Here is a 19,727-nt window from a genome sequence, read left to right as displayed (position 1 = left end):
CCGGGGAAAGGTGCTTGCCGCAACTCACTGAAACATGTAGATGAAACGAACCCGCTCATGATCGACGCCCTCAACAATGCCTTTACCTCTCTAAGTTCCTTCCTCTGGGGATGGCCCTTGCTAACCCTCCTGCTCGGTACGCACATCTTCCTCACCATCCGCCTCAAATTCCCGCAAAGACATCTCGTCACGGCGCTCAAAATGTATTTTTCCCGTGATGAAGCCAATAAGGAAGGGGACATCTCCCAGTTCAGCGCTCTGATGATCGCCCTGGCAGCCACTGTCGGCACGGGCAACATTATCGGAGTCGCCCTTGCCATCTCCATCGGAGGACCGGGTGCCGTCTTCTGGTGCTGGATCACCGGAATCCTGGGCATGGCCACTCGGTACGGAGAAGGATTGCTGGCCATCAGGTACCGAGTCCGCAGCAGTGACGGACAAATGATGGGAGGTCCCATGTACGTCCTTGAGCGCGGGATGCACTCCAAATCCCTCGGTATCGTCTTCGCCATTCTGACTGCTATCGCCGCCTTCGGTATCGGCAACGTGACCCAGGGTAACGCGGCAGCAACCCTGCTGAATGAAACATGGGCCATTCCCACCTGGCTTTCTGCCTCAGTCCTCACTGTCCTGACCGGTCTGGTCATGCTGGGAGGTATCAAGAGCATTGGTCGGACATGCGCCCTGATGGTTCCCCTGATGGCTGTTTTTTACATCGGAGGGTGTCTGTTCATCCTGATCATGCAGACCCACCACGTTCTGCCGGCCATCAGTCTCATTCTGGAATCCGCCTTCAGCGGGGAAGCCGTCGAAGGAGGATTCGCAGGAGCAACGTTGATGATGGCCATGCGCGCCGGGGTATCGCGCGGCCTCTTCTCCAACGAGGCCGGTCTGGGTTCGGCTCCGATTGCCTCGGCTGCGGCTAAAACAGCCAATTCCGTCCGCCAGGCTCTCATCTCCTCCACCGGACCGTTCTGGGACACGGTCATCATCTGCGCCTTGACAGGCATTGTCATCACAACGAGCGTCATCGCCCATCCGGACATCTCGTTCACCGATGGCAAAACACTTACATTTAGCGCTTTTTCAAAAATACCCTACATCGGCATGCCACTCCTGACCGTCAGCTTGCTGACCTTCGTCATCTCCACTCTTCTGGGATGGTCCTATTTCGGAGAAAAAGCTATGGAATACCTCGTCGGCATCAAATCCGTTTTTCCCTACCGCATCGTCTGGGTTATCCTCGTTTTCGTCGGTTGCATCGCCAAAGTCGAGATGGTATGGAATTTCGCCGACTGCGCCAATGCCCTCATGTGCATCCCCAACCTCATCAGCCTGATCGGCCTTTCCGGAGTCATCGTCGCCGATACCCGGCACTACCTCTGGAACCACCACCTGGACGAACATGATAACACTCCGATTCCGGAAGTCGACTAACTTCCCCTCCTCTATCCGGATTACTCCCACACCTGCCTCTCATGAATTTTCTGGAAATTATCCTGCTAGCCCTGGCTCTCGCCATGGATGCCTTCGTCGTCTCCTTCTCCTACGGTTTGATCATGAAGAGACATCGCCTGGGCAATGCTCTGCGCCTGGGTACAACCACGGGTTGCGGTCAATTCTTAATGCCCGTCATCGGATTTGCTCTCATTTCCAGCGCCTACCGCAACGAATCTCTCCGCGGTATCATAGAATCATGGGATCACTGGATCGCCTTCGGCGTATTCCTCCTTCTCGGCCTGAAAGTCATTCAGGAATCCCGGAATTCATCCGACGATGAAGACGACATCCGCGACGAATCTTCCGGTCTCATTTCCATAGCCACACTGTTTGCCATCGGCATCGCCACCAGCATTGATGCCCTCGTCGCCGGCGGAAGTATCTTCCTCCTCAGTACCCAGCCCTGTTTGACACCGGGTCAATCAGCCGCGCTCTCTCTATTTCCGGCGGCATCACTCATCCCGGCCACCGTTATCGGTCTTGTCACCTTCATGTGCGCAGTCACCGGATTTCTCTCCGCAGGATATTTGCACCGCCTTCCCACACGACTCCTCGGCATTCTGGCCGGACTCGTTCTCATCGGCATAGGTACCCGCATCCTATGGGAACATACCTGCTAGATTCCACGTTCAACTCAACGAAAAAGGCTGCCGGTTTTTACCGACAGCCTTTCCAAATTCCGGGGAATAACTGAAACAGCCTCCCGGAGAACAAACAATTGTTATTTCTTGTCCTCTGCAGGCTGTCCCTGTCTGGCAGCCTTGTCTTCCTGGATTTTCTTCAGGATTTGTTCCTTATTCTTGCTGATGAAATCCTTCATGCTGGACATCATTTGGGCAGGTTCGCTCTCCGGGGATAGTTTGATAGCTTCGTCCATCACGGCGATGGCTTCGTCAAGCTTGCCTTCTCCCATCAGACTCTGGAAACGGTAATAGCCGATCTTCTGCTTGGTTTCGGGAAGGAGGCCTTCCGTTTCGGCAAATTTGTCCAGAGCCTTCGTTATTTCTTCCGGGGAGGCATCTCTACCAAGGCCATTCATTGCATTCATCAAGGCAACTTCCTGTTCCTGCAATTTCTTGGCAAGGGCATCCGCAGCGCGAAGACCGGAAACATCATCCTTGTCCAATTCGAGGAGTTCCTTTTTCACGTCGCCATAGAAGGTATCCGCATATTCCTTGGGAGCCAGCTTCAGCACCTGACCGAGAGCCTTGATCTTGGCTTCCCCCTCAGATTTGCCGGCTTCCGCCATTGCCTTGTCAATGTCCACCTTGGCTTTCAAAGCATCGGACATAGCCTTCTTGACACTATCCATGTCACGACCACCGACAAATGAACCGAAGGGAACACCCTTGGCATCGGCGAACACGACCGTCGGGAATCCTTCAATGCCATACTTCTGGGCAAGAGCCTGGTTCTTGGCCTTCACTTCAGCCGATTGTTCTTTCTGTCTGGGATAGTCCAGTTCCAGCAGAACGAATTGTTCCGAAGCAGGCCCCGTGAACTCTTCCTTGCTCATGACGTTCTTTTTGAGAGCCATGCAGGGAGGGCACCAGTCGGAACCGGTAAATTCGATTAAAATATTTTTATTCTGTTCGGCAGCTGCCTTTTTGGCTTCGTCCAAATCGGACAACCAGCCGTCAGCGGCAAAAGCGGGAGCGATGCATGCGACAGCTACGGCGAATGGTAGGAATGATTTCATGATTATTGTTCTATCTATGCCATTACGACTTATTTGGCAATCATAACGTTCAAAGAGGGAATACGAATGTCGAATAAAATCAAAAATACCCCGTATAAGGCTACTGGTCATATCGGGAATCGTCCGGAGAATTTGTTAAGTCTTGCAAAGAACCGTCCATGCTTCTAGAGTCCCCGGCATGTATTATATCACCACGGCAATTGACTACACGAATGCGCCGCCCCACATCGGGCACGCCTATGAAAAAGTATTGTCGGATGTTTTGGCTCGCTGGCACCGATTGAAGGGAGAGGAAGTCTTCTTCCTGACCGGCGTGGACCAGCATGGACAAAAAGTTCAGCAAACGGCGGAAAAACGGGGAATCAGCCCCGAACAGCACGCCAATGAAATGACGGAAAAATTCAAAGACCTCTGGCTCCGGCTCGGCCTCCAATACGATGGATGGGCCGCCACCAGCGATCCCCGTCACATCGCCTGCGTCCAGAAAATCCTGACCAACCTCTACGAAAAGGGAGACCTCTACAAAAAGGCATACAAGGGATTCTATTCCGTTCGACAGGAACAATTCCTGACCGACAAGGAACGCAAGGAAGACGGCAGCTTCGGGGAAGAATGGGGAGAAGTCGTTGAAATTGAAGAAGAAAACTGGTACTTCAGTCTCACGAAGTATGCCCAGTGGTTACAGGATTTTATCACCTCTTCCGATACGTTCGTCTTGCCGGATTTCCGCAAGAAGGCCGTCATCAATGCTATCAACGATGCTTTCGAATACGATCTTTGCATTTCTCGCCCCAAGACCCGTCTGGCCTGGGGTATCGAAATCCCCTTTGATCCGGATTTCGTCACCTACGTTTGGTTCGACGCCCTGATCAACTACATCTCCTTCGCCGGCTACCTCAAGGAACCCGGCAGCGATCTGCCTGACTTCGACAAGCTGTGGCCCGCCGACTGCGAAGTCATCGGCAAGGATATTCTGGTGCCCGCCCACGGAATCTACTGGCCAGCTATGCTCCATGCCATGGGATTCAGCGATGAGCAAATGCCCTCGCTCCTCGTCCACGGATGGTGGAACATCAATGGTGAAAAAATGTCCAAGTCCATCGGCAATGTCGTTGACCCCAATGTCCTCATCGATGCCTTCGGAAAAGAAGCTCTGCGCTACTACCTCGTCCGTGATATCGTAAGCGGCTACGACTCCGACTTCGATGCGGACCGCCTCGTCATGCTCTACAACACCGAGTTGGCCAACACCTTCGGCAACCTCTGCAACCGCACGCTCGCCATGACCAGGAAGTACCAGGCTGCCTCTTTGACAGCCGTTGGAGACTACGATGACGAGCTCTCCGCCTCACTCCGCAAGTCCATGGCGGACACCGTGGCACAATTCGGCACCCTGATGGATGACAACCAGACATCCAAGGCCCTGGCTGCCCTCAATGCCCACTTGACCGCTTGCAACGTATACCTCCAGCAACAGGCTCCCTGGGAGCTTGCCAAGGACGAAACCCAGGCAGCGCGCATCAACTGCGTGCTACGCCATGTGATCGAATGCTGTGCCCAATCCGCCGTTCTGCTCTCCTGCGTCCTGCCGGAAGCCACCGAACGCATCCTGGGACAGATCAACGCCACGGAAATCTACACGGGCCTCACTCCTGCAGATCTCCGCTGGGGTATCCTGCCCGACGAACACAACGTCTGCGAAGAAGCTATCCCTGTCTTCCCAAGAATCCTCTCTGAGGAAGAAAAAGCCAAAATCGCGGCAAAAGCGGCAAAAGAAGCTGCTAAGAAGGCGGGACACTAACCCCCCCGTGATTCCTTTTCAGGAACAGGCGCGATTTTCCCTGACACAGGGAACTCGCGCCTGTTCTCTTTTCCGGTCGCTCACAGTTCACAACTGGCCGGTGCGGCTCATCAGGAAAGCCGTCAGGGTATCCTGCCAGGGAGACTCGGAAGACACGACATTGTAATCCGCATGCACATCAGTACAAGCGCGTGAACATGCCTTCATAAAATCCTGCATCATGGAAGCGTACTCGCCGCGGATCAGATCCGGCTCCGTCATCAACGCCATCCTGCCTTCCATATCCACAAATCGGGTCGGACAATCAATGTCCAGATTTCGCTCTACGGCATCGACGAAATGGAACACGGCCAAATCGTGCTTTTTAAATGACAAATGACGGAGCGCATTTTTCAATGCTACCGCCTCCTCGTACAAATCCGAAAAGACCACAACCAATCCTCGCGCCGGCATCCGTTCCGCCAACTCGTGGAGGGAACGGGCCAGAGTCGTCCTTCCCTCCGGTTGAATGCCGGCCATCTGCTCCATCACTGTCCGTAGCTGTACCGGACGCCGCGACGGAGCCATGTAGAGCCGCAAAGAACCTTCCTGGCTTCCGGCTCCCGCGAAACAAGCGCCCACGGCATCTCCCTGACGAATAGCAAGGCTGGCCAAATTAGCCGCCATGCAACAGGCTTTCTCATATTTCGACGGCTTGCTTCCCGGACCAGGGAAAGCCATCGACCCGGACACGTCGATCACGAACATAGCACGAAGATTCGTATCCGACTCATACTCTTTGACATAATATCGGTCGGAACGTGCATAAGCCTTCCAATCCAATCGGCGAGTATCATCCCCGGGTACATATTTACGGTATTCCGCAAACTCCACGGAAACTCCGTGACTCAAGCTCCGATGACGTCCTGAAACGGATCCGGACACACTTCGGCGGGCCTCCAGGGGAACGTTCCCCAGGCGGGACAGCCAGTCATGATCCAGATAGCGTTCCATCATGCAGGATTACTCCTTCAGTTCGCCGATGAGGCGTTTAATGACCAAAGCCGGAGTCAATCCCTGGGATTCCGCCGCAAAATTCGTTACAATACGATGGATCAGCACCGGTTCCGCCATGGCATCAATATCCTCCTGGCGCACCATATAGCTGCCCAGCAAGGCGGCACGTGCCTTCGCACCGAGGATCAGGTATTGGACGGCACGAGGCCCTGCCCCCCAGCTGACAAATTCTTTCACCCAGTCCGGTGACTCTTCCAGCCCCGGACGGGAGGCACGGACCAGTTTGACAACGTAGTCATAACAATGTTCCGGCACAGGAATACGGCGCACCAATTGCTGAAAAAAGATGATTTCCTCACCGGACAACACGGGAGCCGGGGGCTTGACCTCCCCTCCGGTCGTTTCCCGTGCAATGCGCAATTCCTCGTCAAAGCCAGGGTAATCCACCTCGATCAGAAACATGAAGCGATCCAACTGTGCTTCCGGCAAAGGATAAGTTCCCTCCTGTTCGATGGGATTCTGGGTTGCCAGGACAAAAAACGGACGCGGTAGCTCGAACGTGCGTCCCATAACGGTCACCCGGTGTTCCTGCATGGCCTCCAACATAGCGGACTGGGTCTTCGCCGGTGCACGGTTGATCTCGTCCGCCAGCACAATATGAGAAAACACCGGACCTTTGACAAATTCGAACATACGTTTGCCCCCCAGCCCGGCATCCTGGATGATATCCGTCCCGGTGATGTCGGACGGCATCAGATCCGGCGTAAATTGAATGCGGTTAAACGATAAATCAAGAGATTTAGCCACAGAACCGACAAGCAGGGTTTTCGCCAGCCCGGGCACCCCCATCAGCAAGGCATGACCTCCGGCAAAAAGCGACACGGACACCAGTTCCAGCACGCGTTGCTGGCCGATGATCGTCTTGCCAAGTTCCCGGCGGAGATCACCATAAACCGCTCCCAGGCGATCGATGGACTCCACATCATCCGTCGGCAGTGAAGAGGATTGCATCATGCGGACGCTTTACCATGATCCCCGGAGTTTGGCACGGAGAAATTCTGTCTTTGTCCGTTTCCGGGCTTGGAAAAACCCGTGCGGCAGTGTAGGTATCGTGACATATGCCGAAGGTCGCTCTCATCCAATTGTCCGCAGACGAATCACCCGCCGTCAACAAAGCTCGCACCGAGGATGCCATCCGTCAGGCCGCCGCTAACGGAGCACAGATCATTTGTACTCAGGAACTCTTCACGACCCAATACTTCTGCAGGATGGAAGACTGCGAGTTCTTCGACCTTGCAGACCCTCTCCCGGGTCCTCTGACAGAAGCCCACCAGAGCCTTGCCGCCGAGCTTGGCGTCGTAATCGTCGCTTCCGGCTTTGAAAAACGCGCCACCGGTCTCTACCACAACACCGCCTGGGTTATCGACGCAGACGGTTCCTTCCTCGGCCTGTACCGCAAAATGCACATCCCGCAAGACCCCGGATTCGAAGAAAAATTCTACTTCACGCCCGGCGACCTGGGCTACAAGGCATTCAAAACGAAATTCGGAACAATAGGTGTCCTGATCTGCTGGGACCAGTGGTACCCGGAAGCAGCCAGGCTGACGGCTCTGGAAGGGGCCGAGATCCTCTTCTACCCCACCGCCATCGGCTGGCTCCCCGAAGAAAAACCCTTGCTCGGCGAAGCACAACACTGCGCCTGGGAAACCGTCCAGCGCGGCCACGCCGTCGCCAACGGATGCTATGTCTGCGCCATCAACCGCGTCGGAACCGAAGGCAACAGCGAATTCTGGGGACAAACTTTCATCTCGGACTTCTACGGGCAAATCATTGCCAAGGCTCCCGTCTCCGAAGAAACCATCCTCTATGCCAACATCGACCTGAAGGCCTTGGAAGACCACCGCCGCATCTGGCCTTTCTTCCGTGACCGCCGCATTGAAACCTACGGCGGCATTACCAGACGCTGGGGACATTAACACCTCCCCTCCTACTCCCCCCAAGACCCCCATGAGAGAACGTATCGAACAGTTCCAAATGTTCCTGGCCGCGGAACGGGGGTTAAGTACATCCTACCAGCTTTCCGTCCTTCAAAGCCTGGAACACCTCGCAAAATGGATGGAAAGCCAATCCCTCACTCTGGAGGATATCTCTCTGGTCCGTCTGGTCGATTTCATGGATTTTCTCGCGGACGGTTCCCGCAAGCGCAGTACCAGGCGCGTTGAGATGGTTCACGTCCGCATCTTCTTCCGTTGGCTTCATATGCGGCATTTCCTTCCGACGGATCCGGCGGCACTCCTTGATTCCGCGCAACCTGAAATACAATTGCCCGAGACACTCGACGAAGAAACCGTCCGTATCCTTCTGGAAAGTATCTCTCCGGACGACCTCCCCCTCGGCGCCCGCGACCGCGCCATTCTGGAACTCCTGTACGCCAGCGGACTCCGAGTCAGTGAACTGACCAGCCTCCGCCTGGAACACTACGATGCCGGAGAACGTTTTCTGCGCGTCACCGGAAAGGGAGACAAAACGCGGTTTGTCCCCGTGGGTGAACAAGCCGCCGCCGCCATCGCCTTCTACCTGGAACGCTCCCGCCCGAAACTCGTCGGTAAAAAAACAAGGAGTCACATGTTCCTATCTCGCAGGGGGACGGCACTCACACGCGAAAGAATCCGCCAGATCATCCGCGAACGCGCCGCAGCCGCAGGATTGGACGAACACGTCTACCCGCACCTTCTGCGCCATTCCTTCGCTACCCATCTTCTACATAACGGAGCCGATCTGCGCATCATCCAGGAACTCCTCGGCCATGCCGACATCTCCACCACCCAAATCTACACCCATGTGGACGATGCCGCTCTGCGTTCTATCCACCACCGCTTTCATCCAAGGGGTTAGACTGCCTTGCAAGAACGGCCTTCTCGCTTTACTTCTTGCGGAATTGGCGGATATTGTGACTATGTTATCCGAGCGACTGTTCCATCCCTTGCTGCTGCTTGCGACCATCATCCTGCCCTCCGCCTGTGCCGCTCCCCCAACCGCCGGGGAAAAAGCCCCTTCGGATGCGGAGGTTACCGTGCTATCGCAGGAAGACAGGAAACTTATACGCCAAACAGCCGTGTTCTCCTGGATGATGAACTACTACAAGAACCCCAACCCTGAAAGCTTTACAAAAAAAATCGGGGAACTATCCCGCGCCGGTATCCTGGACTCATCCGACTTCATGATGGGCACCCTCGGTTTTGTCTCGCGCCTTTTCATGGACCACGACGACATGGTACCGGAATGGATGGAGGAAGCAGGCAAGCTCCCCCCGCGCCAGCAACTTGTCTTCATCGCCTCCCTGCGTATGTGCAACACGCCGACAACCAATGCCATTCTGGATGACAAAGTCACCGACGGCAACGAGGTAAGCAGGATCTATCAGAACATCATGTCTTTGGAAGACGACCAATTCTTCACCCCTCAGAATCTGAAAAAAATCCCGGCTAAAGACTTCAACTACGACCTCGTTCCCTTCTGCTGGCAGTCTTTCTTTGCCTCGGGACGGGAAGAATACATCCGCTACATCATGCAATACGCCACGGAGCCATCATCCGGCGACGGACAGGATGCCAACCGCCTTACGGCCAGAACCAGCATACTCGGGTTCTCCGAAAGCCATCCGCTCATCAAAAAGATTGCCGACGATTACCTCTCCACTCTTCCAGAAGGAACTCGCAAACAATTTTTAGCCAACAAGTCGGACAATCTCCGCAAAGACAATCTGGTCCCGCCCTCACCGAATAAGACATCCCATGAATCCTGACCACCCGGAAGCCCCACGCATCCTGTTCGAAGGGAAATTCCTGCGTCTTATCAAGGAAGGACGCTGGGAATACGTTGAACGAGTCCGCGCCAACGGAGCCGTCATGGTCATCGCCGTCACTCCGGAGAAGGAACTCATCCTCGTCGAAGAATACCGGTATCCCCTTCATTCCATAACGATCGGACTCCCGGCCGGTATCTCCGGCGACGAAGGCCCGGAAAGCCTTGAAAACTCCGCACGGCGGGAACTGTTAGAAGAAGCCGGGTACCAGGCACGCGATATGGTTCATCTCTGCACGGGGCCGTCATCGCCCGGTCTGACAACAGAAATGATCAGCTTTTTCATGGCCACCGGTCTCACGAAAATATCAAGCGGCGGCGGAGTCGACAACGAAGACATCACCGTCCACCATGTCCCGCTTGACACTATCGACAAATGGATATCAGATCAATTGACCCAAGGTAAAATCCTGGATCCCAAGGTTTACCTCGGACTCCACTTCCTGCACCGTTGACGGTACGTCTAGTCCGTCCCGGCGCCAAGAGGCAGAGTCAGGAGAAACGCGGCACCGGACAAGTTGCTCCGTTCCAGCTTCAAATCCCCCCCCAGGGAACGTGCCAGGCCGCGTGCCAGGGAAAGCCCCAGTCCCACGCCGGGCTTGCGTCCCAGTTCGGCTTCCCGTGAACGGCGGAAGGGTTCGAACACCAATTTCCTATTCTTGGAAGAAATTCCCGGACCGTTATCTCGGAAATGCATCATCAAATACTCGCCCCCGACTTGTACATTCAATCGGGCTTCCGACGCAATCGATGCATCCCCTCTCCCATACTTGATTGTATTGGTTACCAAGTTATCCATGATCTGCTCTACCGCCAGCACGTCCGTACGAAGCAGACGGATGCGAACCGCATGGGGAATAGAGCATAAAAACTCGAATCCGGCCTTCTCCAGGCGTTCCTTCATCCGCTCCGCAATCGGTTCCAGCAATTCCTCCACGCTCACCGTATCGCGCATAGGGCGACCGCCTCCTTTCTGGAGACGGGCATAGGCCAGGACATTTTCAACCATGTGTTCCAGCCTCCGGCACTCGCGCCGGAGCGAAGCGTAATACTCCGGCAGCTTGGACGGAGCCAGCATGCCGTCCTCCAGCATCTCCGCGGTAAGAGAAATAGATGTCAGGGGGGTTCTCAACTCATGCGTCACCGTAGCGACGAAATCCGCCCGGCGTTGTTCCAACCGCATCATCGCCAGCAAAAGAGCCACCAATCCGGAAACCGACAACACAGCAACAACCCACGCCCCCGCCAAAGTCCAGCGCAGAACGGACATGCCCGGGCTATATCCGTCGGCCAATCTGTCTCCCGGAAGAAACCTGATCGGCAGGGATCCTAGAACAAACCCGCCCTGCCCGTCCTCTATCGGAACCAGATCTCCTCCCGGCAAAATCGGATTCACCGTCGAAAGAAGCATCGCCTTCAATCTCTCCCAGCGGAATACCAACCCTTCCGCGCCCATGCCGTCCGGCATCATCACCGGACGCAGAGCAAATAAATCCCCATCCTGCCAGAAAACGGTAAAACCCGAACCTGCCGCCTCCGTAGCAGAGCTATACCTGGCATCAGTCCGCTCGGAGGAAAAACGACGCATTTCCTGCAACAGCGATCCCCCCAAATGAGATTTTCCCACGGCAGCAGCCAGCCATTCCGGATCGGATTCCGGCGTAGAAATCTTTCCAGACGGAAACACCACCAGATATCCCCTGACATACGCCGGTTTTTCCTGAGCCAAAGCCGTCAGAACCATGTTGGAAAGGGCCTGCTCCCCCTGGGCCGAAGAAACACCGTCCTTCAAGGCAATAGCCTCATGCAGGTCAACCCACCGGGATTGCTCCGCCGCCAGCAGGGAACTCATGCGGGCATCCATCTCCCGGGACACGGCACGGGACCAGCTGCCGAGTCTCTTTCCATACTCGTCCTGTACCCGATCATTCTCGGAAGCAACCAGGGACCAGCTTAACCACGCCAGCACACCGAAAACGGGAACCAGGCAAAACAGCAACAGATAGAGACGCCCTTTCTTCACTGTGGTCATTCCCCTCGTCCTGTCTTCCAGCAATATCCCTGTCCTCGCACCGTCTCCAGGCACCCGGCTGCCTGCCCCAGCTTGCTGCGCAAGCGTACAATCGTCATCTCCACAGACTTGGTTTCCACAAGCCGGGGATCCATATCCCAAACGCGCCGCAGCAATTCATCGCGCGACACCAGCCGCCCCTCGTGCGTTCCGAGGTAAACCAGCAAATCGTATTCACGGCTCGTCAGCGCCGCTTCCGTCCCGTCGTCGAACTCTACCGCCTTGCGGACGGCATTCAGGCGGGCATGCGGCACCGTGACTTCCCGTACTGCCTTCGGCCGTTCCGGCGAACGTCTCAGAACTGCTTCTATACGCGCCAAAAGTTCCCTGATGCTAAACGGTTTGACGACATAATCATCCGCTCCCAGCTTGAGCCCTCGGATCCTGTCCTCCTCATCACTGCGGGCCGTCAGCATAATAGCCGGCACTCCAGGGCATTCCCGTCCCATCAGAGCCAGCACCTCAAAACCATCCGCACCGGGCATTCCTACATCCAGCAAGGCCAGGTCAAACGCTCCTCCGCTCTGGATAGCACGGCACGCAACAGCACCATCCTCACAAGCAATCACGGAATATCCCGCCATTTCAAGAGCATCTGAAACAACATTGCGAATATTTTCATCATCTTCTGCCAGGAGAATGCGGTATGATTGAGCCATGTTCCCATTCAACAGCTTTCCTTCCGCTTTGGAAAGGCAAAAAGCATTCTCCGATCAAGCTCGGGAAAAACGGGACACAGAGCTTGCGAAGGCAGGATAAAATTTGCATAATCGTCCTTGTATGAAAATCGCCGTGATCGGAAAAGGAGGCCGTGAACACGCCCTCGTCAAAGCACTCAAGGATTCCCCCTCTTCTCCCGAAATCTTCAGTTTCCCGGGAAGCGATGCCATCAACAAACTGGCTACCCCAATTCCGGTCAAAGACATGCATGAACTCGTCGCGTGGATGAAGGACAACACCATTGACCTCTGCGTTGCAGGAGAAGAAAGCTACCTGGTCAAAGATGAAGGCCTCGCCAATTGCTGCCGCGAAGCGGGCATTCCCTGCTGGGGACCCGTCAAGGAAAGCGCCCAATTGGAAGCCAGCAAGGAATTCGCCAAAGACTTCCTCCTCCGCCACAACATCCCCACCGGCATGGCTCGTGTCGCCGCAAACATTGAAGAAGCCCGGGCCTTCATCAACAACACCTACCCCACAGTCCTGAAATTCGACGGTCTGGCCGCCGGAAAAGGCGTCGCCGTCTGCCCGGATGAGCCAACAGCCGAGGAGTTCCTCAAGGAAGTCTTCACCGACAATCGTTTCGGTCCCGGTCGTCTTTTGGTTGAAGAATTCCTGACCGGTCCGGAAGTTTCCATCTTCGGAGCCCTGGTAGACGACCATTACCTCATCCTCTGCCCCGCCCGCGACTACAAGCGCCTTCAGGAAAACGACCTTGGTCCCAACACCGGAGGCATGGGAGCCGTCGCCTCGCGCCAGCTCGTCACCCCCGGCATGCTGGAACTCATCGAACGCGACATCGTCGCCCCGACGGTCGCCGGCCTCCGCCAGGATGGCCTCCCCTACCGCGGCTTCCTGTACTTCGGCCTCATGCTGACGCCGAACGGCCCCAAAGTCATTGAATACAACTGCCGTTTCGGAGATCCCGAATGCCAGGCCGTAATGCCCCTTTTGAAAGGCGACCTCGCCCAGTTCTGTCTCAAGGGAGCCCAGGGAGAATTCGCCCCATCGCTCATTTCCTTCGATAACGGCTGGAGCGTCTGTTGCGTACTCGCCTCCGCCGGATATCCCGCGTCGTCCCATTCCGGAGACGCCATCCTGGGGCTCGACAACGTAGACAGAGGCTTCGTCTATCATGCCGGCACCAAATGGGACGACGCACGCCAGTGCTACGTTACCAACGGAGGACGCGTCCTTGCCGTCGTCGCTCAGGGAGCCACCCTCGACGAAGCTCGTAAACTTGCCCACAGCGAAACCGACAAGGTCACTTTCGACGGTTTTCAGCGCCGATCGGACATCGCCTACGCCTCTTTCGAATAAAAGAAGACAACAAAACTTCATTCCTGCTTTTTCTATCGGCGGTTCCGGTCTAAAACGGAACCGCTGTTATTTTTTCCTTCACACCATCGGCAGGATCTGTGCTAATACGGCTCATATGATCCATGCAGAAAACAGCTTCACCGGAAAAATCGCCATCGTCACTGGTGGAGCAAAAGGCATTGGCAAAAACATTGCGGAAACATTCGCCCTCCACGGAGCCCAAGTCGCCATCCTCGACAAAGACGAAACGGCTGGAATCCAAACGGTTGCCTCTCTTCCCGGAAACAGACACCTTTTCATCACGGCCGACGCAACACGCCGAGAAGACCTCGAAATGTTTGCTTCCCGAGTGCTGGAAGAATATGGAGCCGTCGACTATCTGGTTAACAATGCCTGCATCAGTCACGGCGGACTGGAAAGCCGATGTTCCTACGACGACTTCCTGGATGTTCTCAAAGTCGGAGTTGCCGCCCCCTACCTGCTCACTCTGTTGTTCCGCGATGCCTTCAACCCGGGAGGAGCCATCGTTAACATTTCCTCCACCAGGTCAGTAATGTCTCAAGCCGATACGGAAAGTTACACTGCCGCCAAAGGAGGAATTTCCGCCCTCACCCACGGGATGGCCATGAGTCTCGCCTCACGCGGCATACGCGTCAACGGAATCAGCCCCGGATGGATCGACACAGGAACCTTCGGGCCCCTCTCACACATTGATCACAAACAACACCCGGCCGGACGTGCCGGAACGCCGGACGATATCTCGTCCCTCGTCCTTTTCCTCTGTTCCCCACAGGCATCTTTCATTACGGGTGAAAACGTTACCGCCGACGGCGGCATGAGCCGCCGCATGATCTACCACGGCGACGAAGGCTGGACCTATACCCCGGCCTGACCACCTCGTCCCCTTTCCTCCGGCCCGGACGGCAAGTAACGAAAAAACAATTCGTTAAGACGAATTATAATAATATGATAATAAACACATTATGAATATATACACCATCTGCTATCCATAGTAATTTCCAATAAAAAATTATACAACTGTTTGCAATTAAACCCTCATAAAAAAGTTGCACACGAATTGTAAATCCGTCAGCACCCATATTTAAAAACAGATGTATACAAAAAATAACATTCTCAAGAGAGAACCAAGAAAAAAGCACAGCCCCTCAATAAATTACTGTAATTGATTAATTATCAATAGTTTATATATGTTAAAAAAATAAGATAATTTTTAAAATTCGATATTTGGGCACAAAAAAACTCCACCTGGATCAAAGGTGGAGTTTTTTGATTTTGGAAATAAATAAAGGGAGGGAATTTACATGCCTTTCAGCTCTTCCACAGCAGCCTGGAGGGACTCAACATCCTCAATGGAGATCACCCTGGCTTCCTTGCAAATGCGGCCCATCATGCCGGCAAGAGTCTTCCCGGGACCGAGCTCAATAAACAGGCGTTCTCCCTGGTCGATCAACTTCTGCATGGAAGCCGTCCAGCGAACGGAACCGCAGACCTGCTTCTCCAGCATCAAACGAATATCTTCCGAACTTTCGACGGGACGGGCTTCATAATTGCAATAAACCGGGATGGAGGGCATGCCGAAATTCACGAGGGCAAGCTCCTCAGCCAGCTTGATTTGAGCGCTCCGCATCAGGCGGGAATGATAGGCTCCGGCTACATTAAGTTTTTTGGCAATCTTGATTCCGGCAGCCTTGGCTCCGGCAATCGCCTTGTCTACTCCTTCTTCCGTACCGGAAACGACGGTCTGTCCCGGACAATTGAAATTGGCGACATCCACATCGCACTCCGCGGCAAGAGCCGTCACGGCATCGTCGGATCCTCCGATCATGGCAGCCATCGTGCCCTTGGTAGCATTGCAGGCCTCTTCCATAAACGCACCGCGCTTTTGGACAAGTCGGAGACCTTCTTCAAACGTATAAGTACCGGCTGCGGCATGAGCGGTAAACTCACCGAGGGAAAGTCCGGCTGCGGCAACCGGAGTCAACGCAGGAACAAGTTCCTTTAACACGGCAAGACAGGCAAGACCGTGAACGTACAAGGCAGGCTGACAATTGCAGGTACGGGTCAACTCTTCATTCGGCCCTTCGAACATCACCTTGGTCAGGGGTTCACCAAGGGCGGCATCCGCCTGTTCGATCAACGCCTTGGCGGTAGGATAGGCATTCAAAAGATCCTGGCCCATGCCCACTTTCTGGGCACCCTGTCCGGAAAACAATAGTACTGCGTTCATAAATGTGACAAAAATATTACGCGCATTGCTTCCAGCGGGCAAGCGCGAAAAAGAAAGGCCACGCCTCATCATCAACGGCGTCCCCGCCATATCCATGGGAGGACGCCATTCTTAATAGCATCCGAAAGGCCTCTATCAAACCAGCCGGGCAACCAGGTCTTCACGGTCACCGGGTAGGAAATCCATCGGTGCAATTTCCGGAAGGGTATAGCATCCGGAGGGGATCCGTGTACTGGCGCGGGCGGAAGCAACCATCACCTGGGCCGTCAAAGCCGGATTGTTGATGCGCATCTCGAACTTCAGCATCTGGTTCTGCGTTCCGCCGGACACTCCCTTGCGTTCCATGAGGACACCGTGCCCCATATCGCGCAAACTGTCTATATCCGGCACCTGGATTACGTGCGTTTCATCGTGACAGAAGTAGGAATCGGACTTAATGGTCGCTTCCACATCAGAGAACTGGAAGCCGTCCTTCACCACGACATACACCATGCGGCGATGCACGCCGGAACCCGTCGGGATCGTCAGGGAAAGAGCATCGGCAACCCCCTCCTTGGAACGTGCAACCACGCTGTGCCCCATGCTCATACCCGGACCGAAGTTCGTATATGTAATTCCTTTGGGAGCCATCGCCATCATCATCGTACGGATCACAGAGTCTGTCCCCGGATCCCACCCGGCCGAAATAACCGACACGGCATCATGTTTGATCGCCTTGTCGCCAAGGGAACGGCGCAGGTTCACAATCTGATCGTGGATATCAAAACTGTCCACTGTATTAATACCCTGCTCCAGCAAAGGAAGAGCAGTAGCCTCCACGCTGCGCGTTGGCGTACAGAGCAGGGCAACATCCACATGGCCCAGTTCTTCAATCGAAGCGACCGTCTTGATGCCATGCACGGGAGCACTCCCCGGACGGCGGACAATGCCTGCAAGTTCCATGTCTTCGGCAGCGCGAATGGCATCTACCGCATACCGTCCGATATTGCCGTATCCTACTATAGCTATTTTAATCATAAAACAAAAAGAGTGAAATAATGATGAGTACGGAGGCAGAATAGCAACTCCGCCTGCTCCATAGAAACCACTAAATCACAAAAATCACGTCTGTCGAGGACAACAACGTCCATCCGGTAGATGGAATTTTCAAAATTTTTACCTCCAGCCAAATCCATCCTTCCGTCTCCGGAAGAAATATGGTTGAATCGGAAGAACTACTCAATCCTCCCCTCAGTCGACGTCTCTGCTTCATTCCCCGCTCATGAATATCCCCCTTTCCGCATCATTCAGCCTGTTCTTCGGACTCACTCTACCCTTTTCTCTGGCCTCCCAGCCCGATGACATGCCGGGATTGATCCCACTGCCCTCCTCCATCCAATTGCAGGACGGAATGGTCGAATTCAGGGATCTGGGGCCGCTGGCAGCCTGGGCTCGCCAATCTCCCGACGCTCCCATCCGTAGCAAGGAAGACTGGAAACAACTGGGGGATTCTCCCACTAGGGTGGAACTCGCCCCGCTCCCCGTCGCCAGCCTGGGTGGAGACCCCGAAGCTTACAAGATCACAGTCAGTCCTGAACTCATCCGCATTGAGGCGCATAGTCGGCTGGGAGTCCTCCGTGCAGCCGCTACCCTTAAGCAGCTTCTGGATGACAACAGCATGATTCCTCAGGGAACCATCGAAGACAGGCCCCGCTTCCGATACAGAGGATTCATGCTCGACTCCGCACGCCACATGCAAAGCCCGGACACCATCCGGAAACTGCTTGACCAAATGGCCGACCTCAAATTCAACCGTTTCCACTGGCATCTCACCGACGACGAAGGATGGCGCATTCCCATCTCCGCCTACCCGCGCCTCACCCAGATTGGAGGCACTCCCGACCCCGGCAACCGGGAACAGGAGCGCAACGGTTCCTATTCCGAGGAAGAAATCATGGACATCGTCCAATACGCCCGTGCCCGCGGCATCGAAATCATACCTGAAATCGATGTTCCCGGTCATGCCGCCGCCATCTCCGCCGCTTATCCTCAACTCCTCTGCCCAACCAATCGCGACAACCCGCCCATCTCACAGCGCAGCAACTCCCTCTCCCACACAGAAGTCCTCTGCATCGGCAACCCCGGCCTGCTTGACTTCCTGGAAACTATCTATCTGGAAACATCCAAACTCTTCGACACCAAAACCATCCACATCGGAGGAGATGAAGTCAAAACCCAATTCTGGAAGAAATGCCCCCTCTGTTCCGCCGCTCTCAGGCAAAGCGGCCTCAACAGTATGGAGGAACTCCAGCTGGCCTTCCTCCGCCAACTCTCCGAACGCCTCGCCAAACACGGCATCCAGACAATTACCTGGGCGGAACATCCTGAAAAAGGTCTCACGCCCGACATAATCGCTCAAGGATGGAGAGGTCATCCCAACCAGACCATCGCCGCCCTCAATGCAGGAATAAAAACCATCTGTTCCGATGGCGGAGGCAAGGGGTACGCTTATCTCGACTTTCCGGGATACCCTAAAACCGCCAAGCCCCTCTGGATGCCCGTCCTGTCTCTCGAACAAGTCTACGCTTACGATATCCCCATCAACCAGGTAGAAGAATCCAAACACAACCTCCTGCAGGGAGGAGAAGCCGCTCTCTGGACGGAAAACATCCTTTCCCGCGACATCGAAGCCCAAATCTACCCACGTCTCCACGCCGTTGCCGAAAAACTCTGGACTCCACGGGAACGCCAGAATGCGGAACAATTCATGCAACGCCTCGGAAAACTCCGCAAGAGATGGGAAAACAGCGGCATCGCCTTCGAGCAGCCCCCCAATCCTAGCGCTGCCATGGTCCTCCCCGCAACCATCGACACCAACATCCCCGCAACGCGCAATTTCCAGCCGCCATACGCCTTCGACGGAAGGGAAACCACCAGCTTCATCTCCAGCCGCCACATCCAGGAAGGAGACTACTTCACCCTGATTTTAAATGCCCCGGAACGCCTGAGCCGGGTACGAGTTCTCACCGGTCCCTACTTCTGCCGTGACGCTGGCAAGGAAAACGCCCTTGCCGACGGAGCCCTCCTCCAAATCTCCACCGACGGAACCACCTTCACCGATGCAGCTACCTTCCGGGATGGAATCGCAACCGTCCAATGGCCCCAGGGACAAACCGTTAAATCCATTCGTATCCTGACCCAAAAATCCCAGCCTCACAAACTGGCCATCGGAGATATCTTCGTCGAACCCTTCGTCGCGCAGGAAAGTGCTCCTGACGGAAAATAAGATGTAAATTTCTCTTGCCTTCGCCTTCCAAATACTGTTCCATCTCTCCCGGTTTACGGGGTATTAGCTCAGTTGGTAGAGCGTCTCGTTCGCAATGAGAAGGTCAGGAGTTCGAGCCTCCTATGCTCCACCACCCCTTTCCAGCCGCCTTCGGGCGGCTTTTTTATTGTAAAATGTCGCATTTTCAATGCATTACGTAGTTACTTATTACCTATTTTGACTACCTACAACGATGTTTGCGATAGA

17 protein-coding genes and 1 tRNA gene are annotated in these 19,727 nt (G+C 54.8%); 11 read left to right on the top strand and 7 right to left on the bottom strand.

The features are described 5' to 3' along the window. The first annotated feature begins 57 nt into the window (after window positions 1–57). The gene (locus tag QET93_RS07975; RefSeq protein WP_280131612.1) at window positions 58–1,437 is read left to right on the top strand and encodes a sodium:alanine symporter family protein; all 1,380 of its coding nucleotides are present in this window, start codon (window positions 58–60) and stop codon (window positions 1,435–1,437) included. A gap of 41 nt (window positions 1,438–1,478) precedes the next feature. Beyond that, entirely contained in the window at window positions 1,479–2,120 is a 642-nt protein-coding gene (locus QET93_RS07970) for a manganese efflux pump (protein ID WP_280131613.1), read from the top strand. A gap of 101 nt (window positions 2,121–2,221) precedes the next feature. Here QET93_RS07970 and QET93_RS07965 read toward each other — a convergent pair whose 3' ends face one another. After that, window positions 2,222–3,199, bottom strand: a complete 978-nt coding sequence (locus QET93_RS07965; RefSeq protein ID WP_280131614.1) for a thioredoxin family protein — start codon at window positions 3,197–3,199, stop codon at window positions 2,222–2,224. Between the two features lie 178 nt (window positions 3,200–3,377). Between QET93_RS07965 and metG the strand changes: the two genes are divergently transcribed. Beyond that, window positions 3,378–5,000 (top strand): methionine--tRNA ligase, encoded by a 1,623-nt coding sequence (gene metG / locus QET93_RS07960; RefSeq protein WP_280131615.1) that lies wholly within the window; start codon window positions 3,378–3,380, stop codon window positions 4,998–5,000. 87 nt (window positions 5,001–5,087) lie between these two features. Here metG and QET93_RS07955 read toward each other — a convergent pair whose 3' ends face one another. Further along, window positions 5,088–5,996 (bottom strand): DUF58 domain-containing protein, encoded by a 909-nt coding sequence (locus QET93_RS07955; protein WP_280125267.1) that lies wholly within the window; start codon window positions 5,994–5,996, stop codon window positions 5,088–5,090. A 6-nt stretch (window positions 5,997–6,002) separates the two neighbouring features. After that, window positions 6,003–7,007 carry a MoxR family ATPase gene (locus tag QET93_RS07950; protein WP_345783036.1) on the bottom strand — a complete coding sequence of 335 codons (1,005 nt, stop codon included), beginning with the start codon at window positions 7,005–7,007 and terminating at the stop codon, window positions 6,003–6,005. Between the two features lie 107 nt (window positions 7,008–7,114). On the opposite strand from QET93_RS07950, the gene QET93_RS07945 reads away from it, so the two are divergent. Genes QET93_RS07945 through QET93_RS07930 form a run of 4 tightly spaced genes read left to right on the top strand, consistent with a single transcriptional unit; the run spans window position 7,115 to window position 10,315 of the window. After that, window positions 7,115–7,972 carry a carbon-nitrogen hydrolase gene (locus QET93_RS07945; RefSeq protein ID WP_280131616.1) on the top strand — a complete coding sequence of 286 codons (858 nt, stop codon included), beginning with the start codon at window positions 7,115–7,117 and terminating at the stop codon, window positions 7,970–7,972. A gap of 31 nt (window positions 7,973–8,003) precedes the next feature. After that, on the top strand, window positions 8,004–8,891 hold the full coding sequence (locus QET93_RS07940) for a tyrosine recombinase (RefSeq protein WP_280131617.1): 888 nt from the start codon (window positions 8,004–8,006) through the stop codon (window positions 8,889–8,891). Further along, window positions 8,803–9,801 carry a hypothetical protein gene (locus tag QET93_RS07935; RefSeq protein WP_322189935.1) on the top strand — a complete coding sequence of 333 codons (999 nt, stop codon included), beginning with the start codon at window positions 8,803–8,805 and terminating at the stop codon, window positions 9,799–9,801. Before QET93_RS07940 ends, QET93_RS07935 begins: the two co-directional genes overlap by 89 nt. After that, window positions 9,791–10,315 carry an NUDIX hydrolase gene (locus QET93_RS07930; RefSeq protein WP_280131619.1) on the top strand — a complete coding sequence of 175 codons (525 nt, stop codon included), beginning with the start codon at window positions 9,791–9,793 and terminating at the stop codon, window positions 10,313–10,315. The genes QET93_RS07935 and QET93_RS07930 overlap by 11 nt, the downstream gene beginning before the upstream one ends. 8 nt (window positions 10,316–10,323) lie before the next feature. Here the strand turns inward: QET93_RS07930 and QET93_RS07925 are convergent, their stop codons facing one another. After that, on the bottom strand, window positions 10,324–11,892 hold the full coding sequence (locus tag QET93_RS07925) for a HAMP domain-containing sensor histidine kinase (RefSeq protein WP_322189934.1): 1,569 nt from the start codon (window positions 11,890–11,892) through the stop codon (window positions 10,324–10,326). Continuing rightward, window positions 11,889–12,590: a response regulator transcription factor gene (locus QET93_RS07920; protein WP_280131621.1), complete on the bottom strand. Its 702-nt coding sequence runs from the start codon at window positions 12,588–12,590 to the stop codon at window positions 11,889–11,891. Before QET93_RS07920 ends, QET93_RS07925 begins: the two co-directional genes overlap by 4 nt. Window positions 12,591–12,711: 121 nt before the next feature. Here QET93_RS07920 and purD point away from each other — a divergent pair, with 121 nt between their 5' ends. Then, window positions 12,712–13,968, top strand: coding sequence for a phosphoribosylamine--glycine ligase (purD, locus tag QET93_RS07915; protein WP_280131622.1), 1,257 nt, complete (start codon window positions 12,712–12,714; stop codon window positions 13,966–13,968). A 115-nt stretch (window positions 13,969–14,083) separates the two neighbouring features. Then, a complete protein-coding gene (locus tag QET93_RS07910; RefSeq protein WP_280131623.1) occupies window positions 14,084–14,860 on the top strand; it encodes an SDR family oxidoreductase in 777 nt (258 codons plus the stop codon). Window positions 14,861–15,286: 426 nt separating this feature from the next. On the opposite strand, the gene fabD is transcribed toward QET93_RS07910, so the two are convergent. Both fabD and QET93_RS07900 read right to left on the bottom strand, forming a co-directional pair. Beyond that, window positions 15,287–16,216 (bottom strand): ACP S-malonyltransferase, encoded by a 930-nt coding sequence (fabD, locus tag QET93_RS07905; RefSeq protein ID WP_280131624.1) that lies wholly within the window; start codon window positions 16,214–16,216, stop codon window positions 15,287–15,289. Between the two features lie 135 nt (window positions 16,217–16,351). Further along, window positions 16,352–17,233 carry a diaminopimelate dehydrogenase gene (locus tag QET93_RS07900; RefSeq protein ID WP_280131625.1) on the bottom strand — a complete coding sequence of 294 codons (882 nt, stop codon included), beginning with the start codon at window positions 17,231–17,233 and terminating at the stop codon, window positions 16,352–16,354. A gap of 244 nt (window positions 17,234–17,477) precedes the next feature. Here QET93_RS07900 and QET93_RS07895 point away from each other — a divergent pair, with 244 nt between their 5' ends. Next, the gene (locus QET93_RS07895; RefSeq protein ID WP_280131626.1) at window positions 17,478–19,481 is read left to right on the top strand and encodes a beta-N-acetylhexosaminidase; all 2,004 of its coding nucleotides are present in this window, start codon (window positions 17,478–17,480) and stop codon (window positions 19,479–19,481) included. Window positions 19,482–19,538: 57 nt separating this feature from the next. Next, a tRNA-Ala gene (locus QET93_RS07890) sits at window positions 19,539–19,614 on the top strand. Window positions 19,615–19,727: the final 113 nt, after the last annotated feature.

Origin of the sequence: Akkermansia sp. N21116 (assembly GCF_029854705.2) — a bacterium.
Taxonomy (GTDB): domain Bacteria; phylum Verrucomicrobiota; class Verrucomicrobiia; order Verrucomicrobiales; family Akkermansiaceae; genus Akkermansia.
The sequence above is the reverse complement of the archived record's forward strand: the minus strand, read 5'-3'. Positions and strand labels throughout refer to the sequence as shown.